This window comes from Bacillus sp. SRB3LM (assembly GCF_015712745.1).
GTDB lineage: Bacteria > Bacillota > Bacilli > Bacillales > Bacillaceae_G > Bacillus_A > Bacillus_A thuringiensis_K.
The window spans coordinates 421,410-440,170 of record NZ_VWVQ01000076.1; the positions used below are offsets into that span (position 1 = coordinate 421,410).

Genomic DNA, 18,761 nt, shown 5'->3' on the forward strand with positions numbered 1-18,761 from the left:
CTTTTTAAAGGGGGAAAAGTGAGTTTTAAATTTTTATGATATAAAAATTATTTATAATCATTTTAAGAGTGAGTATAAGGGCACTGTTCCTATTAATTCATTAAGGCATTTTCATATTATATATAAATTCAAAGCGTTTGTAGATGAACCTGAATGGGTTGTTCAAGATAGAATCGGCTATATATGGTTTATTAAACCATTATTATGTCATCTATTGGTTTTACAGACACAACTAAAACTGTGATCCGCACAAATGTATAGTAAAAAATCTGTTATTACGTGTATGATAAAACGAAGATACAAGGAACAGAGAATTCAAATAAGGAGATAAATTAAGATAGAAGTTGCATTCATTGTATGATATAAAATTCATCAAACATTTTTATTCGTTTAAATTTATTTACCCATCGAATTTTTTATAAACGAGAAGCACCACAACTCCGTTTGCAGTATTTCGGAGAAAGTCATATAAAAATTTAAAAAAGAACAAACAAACCATGAAAAGTCGGTTTGTTCTTGTCTTTCACTTGATTTATGCGATATTACTATCTATCCAAGGATAGCAATAAATGCACTTCCTTCATATTCGCCACGACCTGGTCTGCCATGTCCGTCTCGATCACACTCTAATTCTACATAATAATCTCCTCTTTGAAATCTTTCATCAAATATTTTTGTTGCCTTCCTATCAACTGTATCCCGTTCAATTACCACGGCTCTATTAGGGCTTCTACCGTTGTTTTCCATTTTATATAATTTTTACACTAAATTACTGAACCTTGACTCATTCATGATTTTAAATTGCACATGATTTCTTCTTTCGTCCAAATTAAAAATAGGTGACTGACTAGAACTTTGGCCACGCTGTAATTTTACCATGTAATCAAAGCGGTCCGGACGTTACCAGTTTTGTGACATTTCCTCTTGAGTTGCCACCTCAGTTTGTACAGTAGTGGAAGCTTGTGCATCAATCGTAGGCACAAGTAATCCTCCCGTTACGAATACCGTTGAAATTATACCCATCAGGCGTTTCAAACTCATCACTCCTATAAATAGAATATGTACGAATACATTGTATAGTGGATTTCTCTTGATAATAAGCGCTTCATTTATTTCTCAATAGGAACTCTTTTGACTAATAAGTTGCTGAACCTAAATGTTTTATGCTGCAAATGAAGCGATCTAACTTTTTTCTTCTTAATTTGTAATCCCTCAGTCTAGTTCGAAAACATGAAAAAGAACAAATGTTAATAAGAGAGGACATTCTCTTATGAAGCAATGATATTCCAAAGACCTGTTCCGGTTGTTATGAAATAGTTCATGCCTTGTCATACAAATTGCTTTTGTTTACTCATCGCGCTACAGGGAACCGATACTTTCTGGCTAATCAAGTTTACCGTGTATTGGGAACAGCCAAACTCCTTCGTAAAGTGTTGTTTGGTCTATTTCAGTTTCCTTTCGTTACTTGCGGGCTTTATAAGAACACATCATTGAGAAATAAATGAAGGGCTTACTATGGGAATCTTTCCATTGTACAATGCGTTATAAGGAGTGATGAGTTTGAAACGTATTATGTGTGTAGTTTCTACCACTTTATTAACTGGAACAATGATATTTAGTGTATCTAATACATCGGCGGCAACCTTATCAGGTTGCAACACCAGGTGAAGGAAATGAAAAAGCTACAATATTGGGCTTCGATAATAAAATAGAGTTTAAATCTTATGTAAAGGAACATCCCATTGCACCTAATTTTTTGAAAGCATTACAACTCTGTTGACAAATTTATTCTACCTTTTATCATGACATCAATTTAATGTAAATACAGATAGAAATCCCAGTCACCTTAACCAATTTTAATGCGGTTAGTAATGATAAAGTGTCTTCCATACGTACACATAAGTTCGGTGATTATACAATAATTTATGAGCATAGGAATGCACAAGGTCGTGCATTGACAAGAGCGAAAAATAGGGATTTTCTGAACTTAATGGATTATAGCATGGGCGATGGTGCAAGAACATGGAATGATCAGGCCTCGTCTGCTATTGTAAATATCATTCAATTTCAGCTGTATGTTTCGTTGTTCCTTGTGCTTCATATTCTTTTACTAGGCCTAACCATACATGCCCATCAACTTAAGGGCTTTTACTACCCCCAAGTACAAAAAAACGTTATTCTTTCTTACATAATATAAATGAGAAAGGGTGACGTTTTTTTATGAATCTCTCGATTCAAGAGGAGTTACAACCATTTGCAGAAGAATTACAGCGCTATATCACACCTGAATTTTTGGAAGAACTAACAAGAGAGATGAGGTTTGTAAAGAGAAAACGCAAATTTTCGGGATCAGATTTAGCTACCATTTGTATTTGGATTAGTCAAAGGGTGGCCAGTGATCCTTTAGTACGATTATGTAGTAGACTTCACGCTGTTACAGGTACTGTACTTAGCCCGGAGGGCTTAAATAAACGATTTAATGAAAAATCAGTGTTATTTTTAAAACATATCTTTTCTTTGTTGTTACAACAAAAAATCTGTGAGCAAACTCGCCTTTCTAATCAACTTTTTCCCCATTTTCAACGCATTCGCATCATGGATGCTACCTTGTTTCAGGTACCTAACACTTTGGAACATATATATCCTGGTTCAAGTGGGACCTGGCAAAAACAATGATAAAACATTTGGAACAGAATGCTTAGATACGTTACGGCCAGGCGATTTATGTATTCGTGATTTAGGATATTTTTCATTAGAGGATTTAGATCAAATGGATCAACGGGGGACGTATTATATTTCGCGGTTAAAGTTAAATACAAACGTATATGTAAGAAACCCAGATCCGGAATATTTTAAAAATGGTTCCATTAAAAAACAATCAGAATACATAAAAATCAATTTCATACAGATTTTGAATCAACTTCAACCAGGGGAAACAATAGAATATCAGCAAGCTTATATTGGAAATAAAGAGCAGTTATTTTCACGTCTCGTTTTTCATCGTTTAACAGCGGCACAATTACAAAAACGCCTAGAGAAAATTGCAGAAAAAGAAAAGTCAAAACACAGAACCTATTCAGAGAAAAGTAAATTAGTAGCGGGATTAAATGTATATGCGACAAATGCACCTTGGGAGTGGGTTCCGATGGAACAAGTCCATGAGCTATACTCATTACGCTGGCAGATAGAAATTGCTTTTAAAACGTGGAAATCATTATTTGATATAGATCATTGTCGCACTGTTAAACAAGAAAGAATAGAGTGCCATTTATACGGAAAACTGATTGCTATTTTCTTATGTTCTTCTACCATGTTTAAAATGCGTCAACTTTTATTACAGAAGAAGCAAAAAGAATTAAGTGAATATAAGGCAATTGGAATGATTCAAGATCATCTATTTCTCCTCTATCAATCCATACAAAACACCCAAGAGATAACAAAGCTTCTAACCCGACTGTTTCACCTTCTAGAGAAAAACGGACGGAAATCTCATCGATATGAGAAGAAAACGGTCTTTGATATCATGGGTGTTCATTATGAGTATAGTATAGCTAGGGAACAAAAGAAAGCTGCATAGTTTTAAAAAGAAAACTCGTTAGAGTTTATTTAGCATGTGAATTTTTAAGAATAATCCATCTGTTGAACAGTTTGTAACCCTTTGGAAAGGAATTTCATTCTATTTGTTCTCTTAAGTTGATGGGCATGGGCCTCACCATACCATTTCGGGAAAATTGTACGTTTAGACACAATTTAGACATAAATTACTGATTCTCTTAACGTTAATCTTTCGCTTATGAGAAAGGGTACAAAAATAAGGCTAAATTTATACAACAAAATAAGATAATTATATTCTTACATTTCATTATGAAACATATATATGGTGTAGGAGGTTCCTGTTCCTCCTGATACATCTGTGAAAAGTAGAGCTAATATTTATATATACTATAAATATTGCTCTATTTTTATTATTTTGTACATTACATAAATTTGAAAGAGGTGATAAATATGAATCCTTTAAATGCAAAGGTTTTATTTGTTCAATCTGGTATCCCTTTTTATTATCCGTCACTAGAAATATCTATATATAATGCTCTTCAGAAAGTAGTACAAGCCGTCACAATGGTTTCCAGTAAAGAGGCTATAAAAACAGCAATTAAAACAAAACCAGATTTTATTCTTGTTCTACATGGCTTACATCCAGATTTCAATCATGATATCATCCCTATGTTAAAGCGTTATGGATATAAAACCGGAATATGGTTAACGGATGATCCCTATTATTCCGATCTTACCCAACACATAGTTCCGCACTATGACTATGTATTTACACAAGATGCTGGAATCATTAATTTTTATCAGGAATTAGGCTGTAATCATGTATATTATGTCCCTCTAGCGTCTGATTCAAGTATATATAAACCAAGCCTTGAACAATTGTCTTATAAGTACGATATAAGTTTTCTGGGTACTGCATTTGAAAATCGATTGACTTTTATTGATTCAATTGCTGATTATTTAAAACAAAAAAACACATGTATTGTAGGCTATGGTTGGGAGAAACTTAAGCATTATGAATCATTAAAAGAGAAAATTAAATTACTACCCTTTGCAACGTATGAGGAAAGTTTACAGTATTATACTTCCTCTAAAATTAATGTAAATATGCATCGCTCCACACAGGATCAAACATTAAACCGTAACTCTTTAAAAATTGCAGCGCATTCTATTAATAATCGTACATTTGAAATTGCAAGTTCATGTGCTTTTCAATTAACAGATGTACGTTGTAACCTTTCGGCACATTACAAGCTAGGTACGGAAATAGAAACGTTTCATTCCTCTACAGAATTTATTACAAAATCAGAGTATTATTTAGAGCATAAAAAAGAGCGGTTACAAATTGCGACGAATGCCTATAAAAGAACATTGCAGGAACATACTTATAATCATCGGATACGTCAATTATTGGATAATGTTAATATATAACAAGGGGGAAACGTGATGTCAAATTCAAATGCATCTAACATTATAGTTGCACAGGGACGTATCCCTCATTTTCAAAAAGATTTTCCCCTCATTTTATTTTGGAGTCAAAAAAGTGGTTGTACTTCCTTTGCGCATTGGTTTTTTTATCAAATTAATGAATTAAAAACAGCATTTAAATATCATTCCTTTATTCATAATTATGAGATATATAAAGCAGCACCCTCCTACCAAAGTGAACTGATAAAAGCGTTACAAACGAATCAAAAAAAGACATATAAGTTAGTTCGAAACCCTTATTATAGAGCTGTTAGTTCTTTTGTTGCTCAGATAGATCCTTTAGGATATCAGCTACCGCAATGGAAGCCTATTAAACAATTCCTTTATAAAAATGAAAACAGCGTAAAAGGATTTTCGTTCAAACAATATTTGTATTATATTCAGCATATAAAAAAGCAGCAGGCTTACTTAGACCCACATATTGATCAACAATATATACCTGGAGAAGAGCAATTTATAACTAGCTATATTTATCTTGAGAAATTCGACATGACAATTCGTGCATTAGAAATGAAATACAATCTAAAAAAATCACCACTACATATATTAACAAAATCATGGCATCATCAATCTGAAAAAATGTCACATAAAGGAAATTATGCAGATGTAGATATAACCGATCCTCTATTCCCAAGATTGCCTACATATAAAAGTTTTTATGATAATGAATGTTTACAACTTGTACATTGTATATTCCATCAGGATTTTAAAATGTATAAGTATTCTAGTGTTTTGGGTAATTAACTTTTAACAGTGTTCGTGCACAAATTTGCTTCTCTTTGCGTAGGACAAACTACAAGACACAGCTATATTGAGCAGAGGTGGTTTCCATCTCTGCTTTTTTAGTTTTTGTGATATGCACATTCAAATAGCGTTATTTAGCAGTGTATGTATTGTTTCTTGAGGTGAAAAAATACTTTTCCGGAACTTTACAAAATTGAAGCCAAGAAAATGTGTACAGAAAATTGTATGTTTATGGACAGACGATAAAACTCAATAATATCAACAATTTTTAGCTATAATCGTGTTCATAAAGTGTGTACACAAATCAGTGTTCAATTAAACTTAGGATTTTATCTTTATGAACATATACTCATCTTTAAAAAACACTGTAATGATAAGGGTTTGTAGTCCTTAGCGTACAATTTCCCCAAAATGGTGCCGTGAGGCCTATACAAGAATAGGCTCGCTCAGACAATGACATATTTTTCATATTTCCACAACTGCTACATGTTTTTGTGGAAGGAAACCATTTGTCTATTTTCACAAGCTGTTTGCCTTGTTCATTTAGTTTATAAGCTAAGAAAGAAGTGAACATACCCCAAGCATTATCAGCGACGCTTTTTCCAAAATGAAGTGCTTGCGATATTCCCTTCATATTTAGATCTTCAATAGCGACAACATCAAAATGAGTAGCTAACTCTTTAGACTTATGATGCAGGAAGTTCTTACGTTGGTTTGCTACTTTTTCATGCAGCTTAGCTACACGGATACGTTGTTTATTCCAACGCCCTGAACCTTTTGTACGTCTTGATAATACTCGTTGAGCATTTGCTAATCGGTCTAACATTTCACGATAAAACTTAGGATTTGGCTCTCTCATCCTCAGAACTGACGTATAATTGATCCATCGCAAAGTCTAATCCAACAACTGTTTCTACTTCTTTTTGTACGATCTCTTTTTCGTATTCAGTCAAAATGGACACATAGTATTTACCAGTAGGTGTCATAGAAATCGTACATGACTTGATTATATGGCCTTGTGGTATTTCTCTATGCTGTTTGATACGTACCATTTTCAGTTTTGGTAATTTGATATGACCGTTAAGCAACATAATATTTCCGTTCACTACATTCGTTGTATAAGACTTCCTTTTTTTTTGCTTTTGAATGTCGGGAAGCCATTTTGACCACTAAAGAAATTTTTATAGGCAGTTTGCAAGTTTCGTTGAGCATTTGCCAAAGCTAATGAATCAACTTCTTTTAACCACTCAAATTCTGCTTTGTATTTCGCAGGAGTGGGAAGCTTTTGTTTCTTTAGTTGATCCTTATCATCTTTATGTTTTTCATACGCTTTTTTCCGTTCAGCTAACATTCTGTTATACACGAAACGTACACAACCGAAGGTTTTACACATAAAATGTGCTTGGTCTTCTGTTGGATACAAACGGAATGTATATGCTTTATTCTGCTTTGTCATATCATTTCACCTCACTTTTCACTTTGATTTTCAATATATGTTTTTACTACGTCTATTGGCGAACCACCAGTAGTTAGCAAGCAAAAACTTCTTGACCAAAACGTCTCTTTCCAAAGTTTCTTTTTCACTTGTGGAAAGTCTCTTTTAATAAGTCGAGAACTTGCACTTTTATAAGCATTGATGAATTTTGTCATTTCTGTATTAGGGTGTGCTTTGAACAAAATATGAACATGGTCTACATCATGATTCCATTCAACTAATGTGATGTTATAGTTTTCAGATAGTCGAACAAACATATCTTTTGCATAGTCTGACATATCATCATCAAACACATTTCTTCTGTATTTCACGACCAACACAAGGTGATAATATAACAAGAATACTGAATGGTTATTACTATCTAATTTCATTTATATACCAGCCTTTATAATTTATAAGACTGATTATATCAGAGGCAAAATAAAAAGGAAAACCTTTTGGCTACGCCAAACCGAAATTCATCTCCCACCTACCGTTGGGCTACGCCCTTCACAGGCTTGAGGAAGGAGAATTCTTTCGGGAAATTCGTTAAATTAATAAAATAGACACAGATGATTTCAATTATGCAACCTTAATCTGCACATACGTTCCTGATAAGTAATCATTCGTTGAATGAATTCTTTTACGATTATAGGCTCACTATACATGCCTCTATAGGAAGTAAGAATTTTGTATAGGGAAAAATTTGTATAAGAAACTTTGTCCCCATGCATATTATTTATAAGGGTTACGATAAAACATGATCTCTAATTCCTGTTCAATGGACATTCTATCAAATAGAAGTACTGCCAGTATGTTAGAAATAACCTATGATAACATAAAAAGAAAGAATGATGGAAATGAAACACCTTCTTAAAATGATATTAGTGATGTGTTTTGCTGGATGTATAACTGGATGCTCTGAGCTAGAGGAGATAGAAGAACGAGGATTTGTAGTAGGTGCGGCTTACGATATGGTAAAGGACAAGGAATTGAATCCAATTATGCAGGGAACATACCAAATGGTTCTTCCCAGTAAGACAACACAACAAAACGGACGAGGTAATGACGATGGTGAAAATTATATTAATGTGAGTGCGAAAGCAGATAGTGTGTTTGAACAAATACGAATGATCGATAAAAAGATTAGTCGATCATTATTTTTTCCGCATATACAAGTGATCATTTTCTCCAAAAAGTTACTCTCACATCCATATATTTTACAAAATATACTAGATGTATATATTCGCAATCATGAAATGAGGAGAAATATCCGGCTATTTGTTTCCGATGAACATGCAAAAGCTATCTTACAACAAAGTGCAACACCGGAAAATTTACCTGCACAGTATATTGATATGCTAGCTGAACATTCTCCCCAAAATGCGCATATGGTTGAGACGACAAGACTTGGGGATGTGCAGGAAAAAATAGTCGCACACCGAAGTTTTATACTACCTGTCTTACAGTTAACAAAACAAGGAGTAAAAGTGGAAGGTGCAGCTTTGTTTCGTGGAAAAGATGCGAAGTATGTGGGAAGCTTGAGTGGGGAACAAACACAAGACATCAACTATATAGTAGGTAAAAAATTTGCGGGCTTTTTTACTATCCACAAAAAAAAGCAAAGTATTACATATGAAATTCATAGAGTACGCCGAAAGATTACAGTCTCTACGACAAATATAATCAAGCCAAAGTTTGATGTTCATGTATCTCTGGAAGGGATATTAGCAGAAGTACATGTTAGGGACCAGAAACAAGTGATGAATGAGCAACGTGTAAAAAGAGAAATTGCAAAGGAAATGGAAAAGTGTATCCAAAAATCAATACAGTTGGTTCAAAAAAAGTATAAGGTAGATGTATTAGAACTAGGAGAGGTGTATAAGCGGCATAATTATAAAGAGTGGAAGAAGATAAGTACCAATTGGGATCAAGGGGAAAATTATTTTAGTAATGTTGATATTACTGTTCATGTTCATCCAACCATTGAGCATTCTGGCTCAACATTACCGAATCAAGTAAAGTAGAGAGTGGGAATGTTTTGCGGACTGGCAATCAAAATAAGTAACAAACATAGGAGTCAAGAACATATATTTGTTAAAGACCCTCTTTTTATTATAAAAAGAGGGTCTTTAACAAATGCTACTTGAATATACACATACGAGATATCGGTTACAAGCATGTACATGTTACCTTCGCTTATATTGTAACAGAAAAGTTTGCTGTATGAAGCAAGAAAAATCACAAATAAAAAGATTAAAAGTACCGGTAACTTAGGTGATTTTTCGTGTACTACAAGAGTAATTTCTGAATACAAATCCGAAAAACATAGAATGGCGAAGATTCTACATGAGATAGTAATTCGTAGCGAATTTCCCCGGACTTTGTACAAATATTGACGAATCAAACGTTTGTTTAAAAATGAAGGGATATATATGCCGTTGGACACCTGAAATAGCAAGCCCAAGCTATCAAGGAGATTCCCTTGATAGCTATCATATCTTCGCCAAATTTTGCAAGACATGATCTAAATATTAGATGTGAGCTACAATGTCAGTTACACTTCCTATATAATTAGGAAGAAACTCGAATACCGTTTCTTTACATGTCATCCATTTTTAGTTATGTGTTTCATTGTTCCTTGCGATTCATATTCTTTTACTAGTTTGTAAAAAGAAGAACGCTTTATATGATATTTTCTCATTGCTCCAACCGCCGTAATGGTCCCAGCTTGCCATTCTTGATACGCCTCAATAAATTGATCTGTAATTTGTACGGGTGGTCTTCCTAAATGTTTTCATTGTTTTTTAGCTAATGCAATCCCTTCCGCTTGTCGTTGTTTAATATCATTTCTTTCTTTTTCTGCAAAAGCAGATAGAATGGTAAGGGTCGCTTTTTGTACAGCCTGTTGAATGACAGCATTCGTACTTTCTCCATTATAATTCACATTAATAAAAGGTTCTTCAATAAATTGTAAGTTAATTCGCTGTTGCTCGTAATATCTAAATTCTTCTAGCACATCATTCATGCTACGACCTAATCTTGTTAAGGAATCAAAAACGATAGTATCGCCCGTACGAGCTAATCGTTTTAACATTTGATAATTTTCTCTCTTCATATTTTTACCAGACTGCTTATCAATAAAAATATCTCGATCTTCTATTCCAAGATATTTCATATTTTCAATCTGACGGTCTTCATTTTGGTCTTTACTGGAAACTCTGACATATCCAAACTTTTTATGTAGCAATTCTTTCACCTCAACCATAATTATAGTCTATTTATATCTGTAAAGTGGAAATGCAACTTTTATGGACGTAGTTTACCCTATGATTCTGCGTATCTGTAAAAGTACACCTTTACGAACTGTTAAATAAAAAGAACAGACTATTGAAATAGTCTGCCCATAGGTAAAAGATGAAATGAAAATTACTCAAATGTATAGTATAATAAATTTCTAAATAATAAAAGGTATTAATAAAAAAAGAACGGTTCTATTGGCATAGTCCGTCCTTCAAGAAGAGAATAATGACAGTTATTCTTCTTTATTATAACTGAAAATACTGAAAATTAAATCTTATTTACATTGAGAAAATATTCATCCTACAAAGGAAGGTTATTTTTATGAATAAAGGTGATGCAATTTTAAGGTTGTTATCAGAAATCAAGTTGGAACTTAAAGAAGTAAAAGAACAGATGGAGAAAATGCAAACAAAGTTAGATACATTAGAACAACAAAATCAGGTGAAGAACAAAATAGAGCGAAAGAAGCCAAAAACAAAACCTGATAAACAAGATAAGCGAGATTGGAAATACCCAGCTAAGCTGAAATGAAAATTGTGCAGAGAAAGTGAGGTGATAGGTACATGAATAGAAAAGAATTTGAGGATACCTTACAAAATTTTTCTTTCTTTTTAGCTAGTCGTGGAAGAAAAGCATCCACAATTAAACGATATGTCTATGATATTGAGGACTTTGGAAGATGGCTGCAAACATCGAATCGTTTTCAAGAAAAGAACTTATGGAACAAGATAGATAAAGAAGATTTTGAAGCCTATTTTCAGGAACTCATATACAAACGAAAGTATGGAGAGAAAACCATTCATCGCATTGCAGTCGTGTTAAAGAAATTGTATCAGTTCTTGGATATTCCAAGTCCTATTGTAGAAATGCAGGGAATCACTCCACCGAATCGGGCCCTACGCAAGGAGGACTTTATTACGAAGGAAGAAAAGAAAAGGCTGAAAAACATTCTTTCCTCTTCTGAAGGATTATCAGAAGAACAACTTTCCGTTCGACCGCTTCTCATAGATCGAAATGTATCCATCCTATCACTTCTTTCGGATTATGGGCTCACACTACAAGAACTCGTATCGTTACAGATGCAACAGGTGCACTTTGGAAAGAACATGATTACTGTTCTACATAACAAAGGGACAGAGAGAAGGATCATGTTAAAGGAAGAGGATAAAATACGTTTATTTACGTACTATAAAACGATACCTGAACCAGTTCGTCCGAGATATCACAGTACAGATCCGTTATTGGTTGCATTTGATTTTAAACGAGGGACATTTCGTTGGGTGTATGACAATGATGTTCCGAAAGCACTAACAGCCATTGCTGTACAAAAAATGATTCGATTAGAAGTAGCCAGAGCGCAACTGAGAAAAGGAATTTCCGCACAGCACTTACGGAATACCTATATTCTACGCTGTCTAGAAAGAAATATGTCTACAGAGGAAGTCATAAAAAGAACAGGATTCCTTTCTCATCTATCAGTAAAGCGTTATGTAGAATATGCAAATCAATATTCACATGGAGAATAATTTGAAAAGAATCCCTTTTTATGCATACTAAAATAATATAAGTTTATCTTTAAAATGTAACAATTGAATCTTTTGTGATGGAGAAATAATAGTCGTCACATACCGAAAACCCGAGTACTTTCAATATATTACTTTTATATGGGAATCTGCTGAAAATAGAATCGTAGAACAGGAAGCATACGAAAAGCTCCCTGACTTGTTATACAAATCAGGGAGCAAAAGGTAGTACAGTATATCGGTTACACTAATTATAACATAACTGGATTCATTCGGCCTATTTTTTCTGAATATTCATTTTTTCAATATTAGTTATTCAGGTTCAGATGACTCTAAAGAATCATCTAACCTTGTGAAAAAGTGTACGGTACACTTTATTTGTCTAAAATATGGCGTATTTCCGACAGTTCCATATTTGTAAACTTCGCAATATCTTCGATATCCATGCCATTTTTATGCATACCTCGAATAAGCTGGATTTTCCCTTTTTCCATCCCTTCTTCTATACCAACCTCACGTGCATGTGCTAATTTCGCTTGTTCATCAAATAACACTTTTTCGCGTGCTTCATATGCAAGGCGGAACGAACTGCTCTGACTCATATTTTCCCATTTGTGGATGGCCTTCTGTAACATTGGATCTTGTTTCATGGCGATATCCTCCAACGTGTGGGTTAAATGTTCATCTTCATGCGCTGGTAGTAAAAGTAACCAACGAGCGAATTCATTTTCCCACGGATTAATTTTTTCTTCTCTCCATTGCTGTAGCAATTTCGGAATTTCAATGAAATGGATTTCCAAATCTTCGAGTAACACTTCCTTGTGTTGTTGACTCCAAAATTGTCCGACTGTATGCATATCATCATATTGAGGAAAGAGATCAAAATCTAATAGATTAATCGCAATCGTTTTTCGTAAAGAACGATAAGGCATTCCTTGCTCTAATTGAGATGTATACAGTTTACTCCAATAATACAGGGAACGTTTTACAATCTCTTGTGTATTTCGTAACTGGATTTCCACATTTACCTTGGTCTCATCTTGAAGTGTAGCTAATATATCTAGTATGGATAATTTATCTTCTTCGTATTCTTTATGTAAATGTGGGTCTTCAATTTTTAAGGATACAATCGGTGTAGATAAGGATTCATGCAAAATTGCATTTAAAAAAGAAATCAGTAATTCCTCTTGACCTTGTACACCAAATAATTGCTTGAAAGCAAAATCGACTCGTAAATTGACTAAAGGTTGATTCATAGCGTGAGTCACCTTTCTTTGTGTGTATTCTATCTCTATTGTAGCGGATACGGAAGAGAGGACGCAACCCTTGATGAATATTTGGTGGTGATAATTGGTTATTATACCGAATGATACGTGAAATTATTTGCATTACTACTTAAACATACATATAGCCCTGCATAATCAGCTTGTTTTTTCTTAATTGCGTTTAACGTTTTTTACATAGAAATGTATTCTCTTGATTGTCTTCTTTCGTTAAAAATAAATCTGAGCAGTCGTTTTTTATTCTTCACAAAAAATAGACGTTTTATCTGTTTTTCAGAACATAATGCATACATAGTGACCTATCTGGATTAGAGATGAATCACCAAATGAGACGAACAATAGTTCACCGCTCGATATTTCAACTCTTCATACGTGTATAACTTTTGTTTATCAAATAATTTCGGATGTTTCTTTCTATAATGTCCAAACAATTCTTCTCCATTTTTCCGTATACGATACCGACGCGCTTGTCTAATTGTACCTGGTATTTCTGGTTCTGGTGCAAATAAATGATAAATGAAACAAAAAGCTAGGATTCCTACCGGAATCTTTTTTATGCTGTTAATCCAAACAGTTGATTAATAAAGATATTCTGTTTTTGGACAGACCTCGCCCCTTGATAAGTTTGTCCTTTTTTGATCATATACATAGCTTCTATTCCGTCTATCATTTTTCTAGCTGTTTGGTATGATTTTAATCCAAGCATATTTCGGATGCGTTTTTTGATAAACCGATGGTCCTGTTCAATGATGTTATTTAAATATTTTTTCACACGAAGTGGAATATCGTGTGGTAGGTACTTGTCTTCTTTTAATTTCCATATCGCAACTGGGTAAGCTTTATCGCCATCGGCCGTAATTGTACGAGGTTTTTTCGCATGACAAGCTGCCAAAGCTTTCTTTAGAAAACGTTTGGCAGCTTTTGCATTTCGTCTCTGACTTAAGTAAAAATCAATTGTGTTTCCTTCGGAATCCACCGCACGATATAAATACATTTTCTTTCCTTTGATTTTTAGATATGTTTCATCCACTCTCCAGGAATCATTTGTTGGCTTCAAATGTTTTCGAATACGCTCATTTAACTCTGGCCCATACTGATGAACCCAACGCATAATCGTTGTATGAGAAAGGGATAAACCCCTTTCCTCCATCATTTCCACCAAATCGCGAAAGCTAAGATTGTACCGCAGGTACCAACGTATCGTTAACAAAATAATATCCGGTTGATAATGTTTCCACTTAAACATATTTTCTTTTTCCATACTAATCACGCACCTTTTTTAAAGTCGTAGTACCAGTATGACCAAGTTGGGAAGATCGTTTTCAAATATTTTAAAAATTTTGCACCAGAACCCGGAAATATCATAACGTGCAGCGTTTACGTCAGAAAAGGGATAGGTGGCATAAAGAACATATTTTATCTATTCATCGTCAGCACCCTTACTATGGGTATAAACGTATGACTCGTGCTTTGGCTCGAGAAGGAATGGTAATGAATCATAAACGTGTTCGTCGTCTTATGAGAGAGCTGGGTATTCAATCTATCATTCGAAAAAAACGTCCGTTTTATGGAAGAAAAACATCTGTGGTATTTAAAAATCATTTGAATCGAGAGTTTCAAGCTGAAAAGCAAAACCAAAAATTCGTAACAGATATTACTTATGTACGAATCGGAGAACAATTTGCCTATTTGTCAGCTGTGTTAGATCTATACAACAATGAAATTGTTGCCTGGAAGCTATCTTCAAGAAATGATTTAGATTTGGTTTTAACTACATTACGTCAATTAGAAGGGAAGTCATTAACTACTAAGCCCCTTTTCCATTCAGATCAAGGGTTTCAATATACATCTAAATCCTACGCAAAACAGTTAGAGAAATTAGGATTTGTCGGTAGTCATTCTAGACGTGGAAACTGTTTTGATAATGCGTGTATCGAATCATTCTTCTCACATTTAAAAACAGAGAAGTTGTATTTAGTGCGCCCAAAAACATATGAAATGGCCTACCGAGCAATTCAAGAATATATTCAGTTTTATAATACAGAAAGATTCCAAGAAAAACTTCACGGCCTTTCCCCGATAGAATATCGGGAAAAGGCCGTGGCATAATACTCTTTTTATTACTGTCTACTTGACAGGGAGATGACCAACTATGCTCCTTTTTTATTTGTTTTAATGTGTATTCTTACTATATTTCGGGAACGTAATCGTTAAAGTCGTTCCTTTACTAACGATACTTCTGATTTTCAAACTTCCATGCATCGTCTCAATAATCTTAACAGCAACCATTGTACCTAAACCAGTTCCTTTTGTTTTTGTACTAAAATACGGTTCACCGAATCGATGTATTTGCTCCTGTGACATTCCAACTCCGCTATCTTCAATTCGTATTTCAACTTTACTATTATTGATGGATGAGGAAATATTTAAGGTACCACCATTAGGCATTGCTTCAATACTATTTTTTATTAAGTTTAAAAAACATTGTTGAAAGTGCTGTTTATTACCAACAATGGTTGCCTCAGAAAAATCCTGTGTAATATGTATCGTATTCATATTACATAATGGCAATATCATATTAATAACTCGATTTAACTCTTGTTTTACTGAAATTTGATCTAATTTTTCTGGAGCAGGTTTGGCAAACGTTAAGTAATCATCGATAATTTCTTGGGCACGATTTAACTCTTCAAGTATATGTTTAATATATTCGTCTCTTGATTCGGGAGTTAAATTTGGTGTTTTTAAAAGCTGTGTAAATCCTTTTACAACCGTTAAGGGATTCCTTACTTCGTGCGATATACTTGCAGCGAGTTGGCTAACAATCTCCATTTTTTCCATTTTAATTAATTTTGAGCGCATTAATACAGCATCTTTAATAACTTCATTTATATAAACAATAAATAACATTAAAGTAGTCGGTAATACCATGAAATAAATAATATACAAATTATTCACTTCAAAATCTGATAAGGTTAATACAATTAAAGTTGTAAATATTGCTAGGAAAAAGGTTAAAAGCATGGAAAAAGCTACTTTAAGTTTTCTATTATATGTATTAAATTTTGAAGATGCGAGTGCTGTAACGATGAACATTATTCCGTAAACAACAACTGTCAACATGTTAAAGCCATAAAATAAAAATCTCGTAATTAATAAAATTGCAAACAATATGATACCGACAGGGAATCCACCATAAAGCGTACCTATTATGACCGGAATTTGTCTTAAATCATGAATACAACTTTCATCCATATAGATAGGGTATCGCATACATAAAATAAGCGGGATACTAGAACAAAGGGTGATCAGTAGTATTTTATATTTCTTTAAATAGTGCCGGCTATCATATATGAAATAAAAAACAAATATACTACATAAAATGTATAGAAGATTATTTAACACGTTTTGATTAATATAAACAAAGTCCATAATATTTGCCTCGTTATTCTGAATTTCCTTTTCATATGTATTATACATGATAACATGTGTTAAGGTGAATAAACCTTGTTAATAGAAGATTTATTTGGATTTTGGTTATAAAATGCAAACATTAGCTAGCCAAAGCTACTTTTACCAAAAATTTTTTACTGGTTCTTCCTCCGTCCAAGTCCGGATGGAGCTTTTTTCTTTTTTGGTAACTCAACAAAATTAGCAGGATTTCTAGAAATAATATTTTGTTTAACTGCTAGATTTAAAGCTGTTTTTGGTATTCGATGCAATTATTTGAAATACCATTATCTAGTGTTAATTTATAGCATTTTTGAATGTGCATAACATTTAATTTATGAAGTGCAATTATTCCTATACTAGGTATAACATGGTGGTTTATATTGCTATTATAAGAAACTTTTCTATACTCACCCTTTTAATTTCTAACCACTGAACCATATAGTCTTTTAAACTAAGCTTAGTCGGCTCCACAAAAGCCCCTTCATTTAACTCCTTAATCTTTTTCGGCTTCTTTTTCCTATCTCTGGATCACGACCAATATTAATAAAGCTACGGTACTTATTTCCTCTTTTTCGAATATGTCCTTCCGCTTAAAACACTCCTTCATTTTATTTTGAGCCATGGTGTATAAGTCTTGTTTTAATTTTACTGCTATGAAAATTACATAGTTGGACATATGAGAGATGGATATATTTTACCATATTTAGATTGTTATTAAGGAATAAAAAAAGAGCCATAAGGCCTCTTTTTTGCTGTGTTCATGGAAAAAATTGAAAACGTTTGATAAATAGCTGCAAAAGTACAACATGTGGTTGCTAAAACACTAGCTAACCATCTTGAAGCATGAGTTTTTAACAGTAAGATATAAACTAATCCAAAAGTAACCAAGCGGAGGTTTGTTGATTCTTATTAGGATTAATTTGTTTTTTTGAGATTGATTGTTGTGGTGTTAAATTTGGGACACTCCCCATTTTAAAACCTCCATTACTTATGTATAGAATTTAAATTGTTTAAAAGTATTATATATGCTAAATAGATAATTTTAAACCTATCTGGATAAAGAGAGGTTTTATAAAATTTAAATAAAATTCTTATTTGAACAGAAAAAAAGCGTCCGGGAAAGCGCTCTTTGACTAAGACTCAGATCAAGTGAAAATGTAGCAGTAATTTATTTTATATATGTTTCTAGGATATGCGCAAATTTCAAATGATATAGTTATTTTACTATAGAAAAATAAGTGACTCAGTAATTGTGTCAGCCGAGTCACCCAGTACTATCGATCCAGATAATATTCTTTTTTATATGTAGTTATAGCGAGTTCTTAGAGGCTAACTCAAAACCGCAGTTAAAGAACAAAGAAATTTATTTTAGAGAGTTTTAGAATTTGTTATGTTAATGCTACAACAGCAAGAGTTAAGCCCAACGTATTTAATGTATTAGAATATGGTCCTACATTAACAGTAAGAGTACTTGTTATACCTAAAGGTGTAGTGAAAATAGCGGGTGCTGATACAGAAGTGAATCCTGCAGTATATCCCAGAGAAGTACCAGAGCCAATAATTGGGTTATTATTAAGATACATAGTGATACCTGCCGAATTACCTCCTGGTTGAATGATAACTTGCACTTCATAGATTGCCAAATAGGTTCTTCCACCTTCAAGTAAAACAGTTGTTGGTGGTGTGAATGAGATTGCCGTACCATTAGAATTTACCACGGTATCTAATGGAATCGCAGAATTTACAGAGACTATTGATGGGGTAGTTTGAACAACATTTAAACTGTTAGCCGTGGGGGATGGACAAGTGCAAGATTTGTGAATGTTTGAGTTATTATCATTTTGGTAATTCACAAATAATCAAGCTCCTTTGCGTAAGATAATTTTTTATCCTATATAAAACGTAGCTTTTTTGTATCTAAGTTATTTTTAATAAGTC

At 33.5% G+C, this 18,761-nt stretch carries 12 protein-coding genes and 7 pseudogenes; 7 read left to right on the forward strand and 12 right to left on the reverse strand.

Translation table 11 applies throughout. The features are described from left to right. Positions 1–549: 549 nt before the first annotated feature. Positions 550–714 (reverse strand): hypothetical protein, encoded by a 165-nt coding sequence (locus F3I02_RS23430; RefSeq protein ID WP_196477578.1) that lies wholly within the window; start codon positions 712–714, stop codon positions 550–552. A 186-nt stretch (positions 715–900) separates the two neighbouring features. Next, complete coding sequence (locus F3I02_RS34475; RefSeq protein WP_269061757.1) at positions 901–1,035, reverse strand: hypothetical protein; 135 nt, start codon at positions 1,033–1,035, stop codon at positions 901–903. 1,185 nt (positions 1,036–2,220) lie between these two features. Between F3I02_RS34475 and F3I02_RS23435 the strand changes: the two are divergent. From F3I02_RS23435 to F3I02_RS23445, 3 genes and pseudogenes are all read left to right on the forward strand, one after another. Beyond that, positions 2,221–3,577 (forward strand): annotated as a pseudogene (locus F3I02_RS23435) (IS4 family transposase). A gap of 428 nt (positions 3,578–4,005) precedes the next feature. After that, positions 4,006–4,986 (forward strand): CgeB family protein, encoded by a 981-nt coding sequence (locus F3I02_RS23440; RefSeq protein WP_196477579.1) that lies wholly within the window; start codon positions 4,006–4,008, stop codon positions 4,984–4,986. 15 nt (positions 4,987–5,001) lie between these two features. After that, positions 5,002–5,787, forward strand: a complete 786-nt coding sequence (locus F3I02_RS23445) for a sulfotransferase family 2 domain-containing protein (protein ID WP_196477580.1) — start codon at positions 5,002–5,004, stop codon at positions 5,785–5,787. Positions 5,788–6,214: 427 nt separating this feature from the next. Here the strand turns inward: F3I02_RS23445 and F3I02_RS23450 are convergent. Next, positions 6,215–7,243: pseudogene (locus F3I02_RS23450) on the reverse strand (RNA-guided endonuclease TnpB family protein); the annotation flags it as partial. Between the two features lie 11 nt (positions 7,244–7,254). Beyond that, positions 7,255–7,653, reverse strand: coding sequence for an IS200/IS605 family transposase (tnpA, locus tag F3I02_RS23455; protein WP_196477581.1), 399 nt, complete (start codon positions 7,651–7,653; stop codon positions 7,255–7,257). A gap of 468 nt (positions 7,654–8,121) precedes the next feature. Here tnpA and F3I02_RS23460 point away from each other — a divergent pair, with 468 nt between their 5' ends. Further along, positions 8,122–9,288, forward strand: coding sequence for a Ger(x)C family spore germination protein (locus tag F3I02_RS23460; RefSeq protein ID WP_196477582.1), 1,167 nt, complete (start codon positions 8,122–8,124; stop codon positions 9,286–9,288). A gap of 581 nt (positions 9,289–9,869) precedes the next feature. On the opposite strand, the pseudogene F3I02_RS23465 reads toward F3I02_RS23460, so the two are convergent. After that, positions 9,870–10,529, reverse strand: a pseudogene (locus F3I02_RS23465) (recombinase family protein). Between the two features lie 356 nt (positions 10,530–10,885). Here F3I02_RS23465 and F3I02_RS23470 point away from each other — a divergent pair. Then, complete coding sequence (locus tag F3I02_RS23470; RefSeq protein WP_088081389.1) at positions 10,886–11,095, forward strand: hypothetical protein; 210 nt, start codon at positions 10,886–10,888, stop codon at positions 11,093–11,095. 32 nt (positions 11,096–11,127) lie between these two features. Then, positions 11,128–12,090 (forward strand): tyrosine-type recombinase/integrase, encoded by a 963-nt coding sequence (locus tag F3I02_RS23475; RefSeq protein ID WP_196477583.1) that lies wholly within the window; start codon positions 11,128–11,130, stop codon positions 12,088–12,090. A gap of 371 nt (positions 12,091–12,461) precedes the next feature. On the opposite strand, the gene F3I02_RS23480 is transcribed toward F3I02_RS23475, so the two are convergent. The 3 genes and pseudogenes from F3I02_RS23480 to F3I02_RS23485 form a co-directional block, all read right to left on the reverse strand. Further along, a complete protein-coding gene (locus F3I02_RS23480) occupies positions 12,462–13,343 on the reverse strand; it encodes an Rpn family recombination-promoting nuclease/putative transposase (protein WP_086396175.1) in 882 nt (293 codons plus the stop codon). A 335-nt stretch (positions 13,344–13,678) separates the two neighbouring features. Further along, positions 13,679–13,876, reverse strand: a pseudogene (locus F3I02_RS34150) (hypothetical protein); the annotation flags it as partial. 47 nt (positions 13,877–13,923) lie between these two features. Next, positions 13,924–14,631, reverse strand: coding sequence for an IS6 family transposase (locus tag F3I02_RS23485; protein ID WP_196478272.1), 708 nt, complete (start codon positions 14,629–14,631; stop codon positions 13,924–13,926). A 92-nt stretch (positions 14,632–14,723) separates the two neighbouring features. On the opposite strand from F3I02_RS23485, the pseudogene F3I02_RS23490 reads away from it, so the two are divergent. Next, a pseudogene (locus tag F3I02_RS23490) lies at positions 14,724–15,479 on the forward strand (IS3-like element ISBth8 family transposase); the annotation flags it as partial. A 63-nt stretch (positions 15,480–15,542) separates the two neighbouring features. Here the strand turns inward: F3I02_RS23490 and F3I02_RS23495 are convergent. The 4 genes and pseudogenes from F3I02_RS23495 to F3I02_RS23515 form a co-directional block, all read right to left on the reverse strand. Beyond that, positions 15,543–16,802: a sensor histidine kinase gene (locus tag F3I02_RS23495; protein WP_002181517.1), complete on the reverse strand. Its 1,260-nt coding sequence runs from the start codon at positions 16,800–16,802 to the stop codon at positions 15,543–15,545. A gap of 147 nt (positions 16,803–16,949) precedes the next feature. After that, a pseudogene (locus tag F3I02_RS34700) lies at positions 16,950–17,401 on the reverse strand (site-specific integrase); the annotation flags it as partial. Positions 17,402–17,713: 312 nt separating this feature from the next. Continuing rightward, a pseudogene (locus F3I02_RS34705) lies at positions 17,714–17,794 on the reverse strand (septum formation initiator family protein); the annotation flags it as partial. Positions 17,795–18,211: 417 nt separating this feature from the next. Beyond that, entirely contained in the window at positions 18,212–18,676 is a 465-nt protein-coding gene (locus F3I02_RS23515) for a hypothetical protein (RefSeq protein ID WP_001109250.1), read from the reverse strand. Between the last annotated feature and the right edge of the window lie 85 nt (positions 18,677–18,761).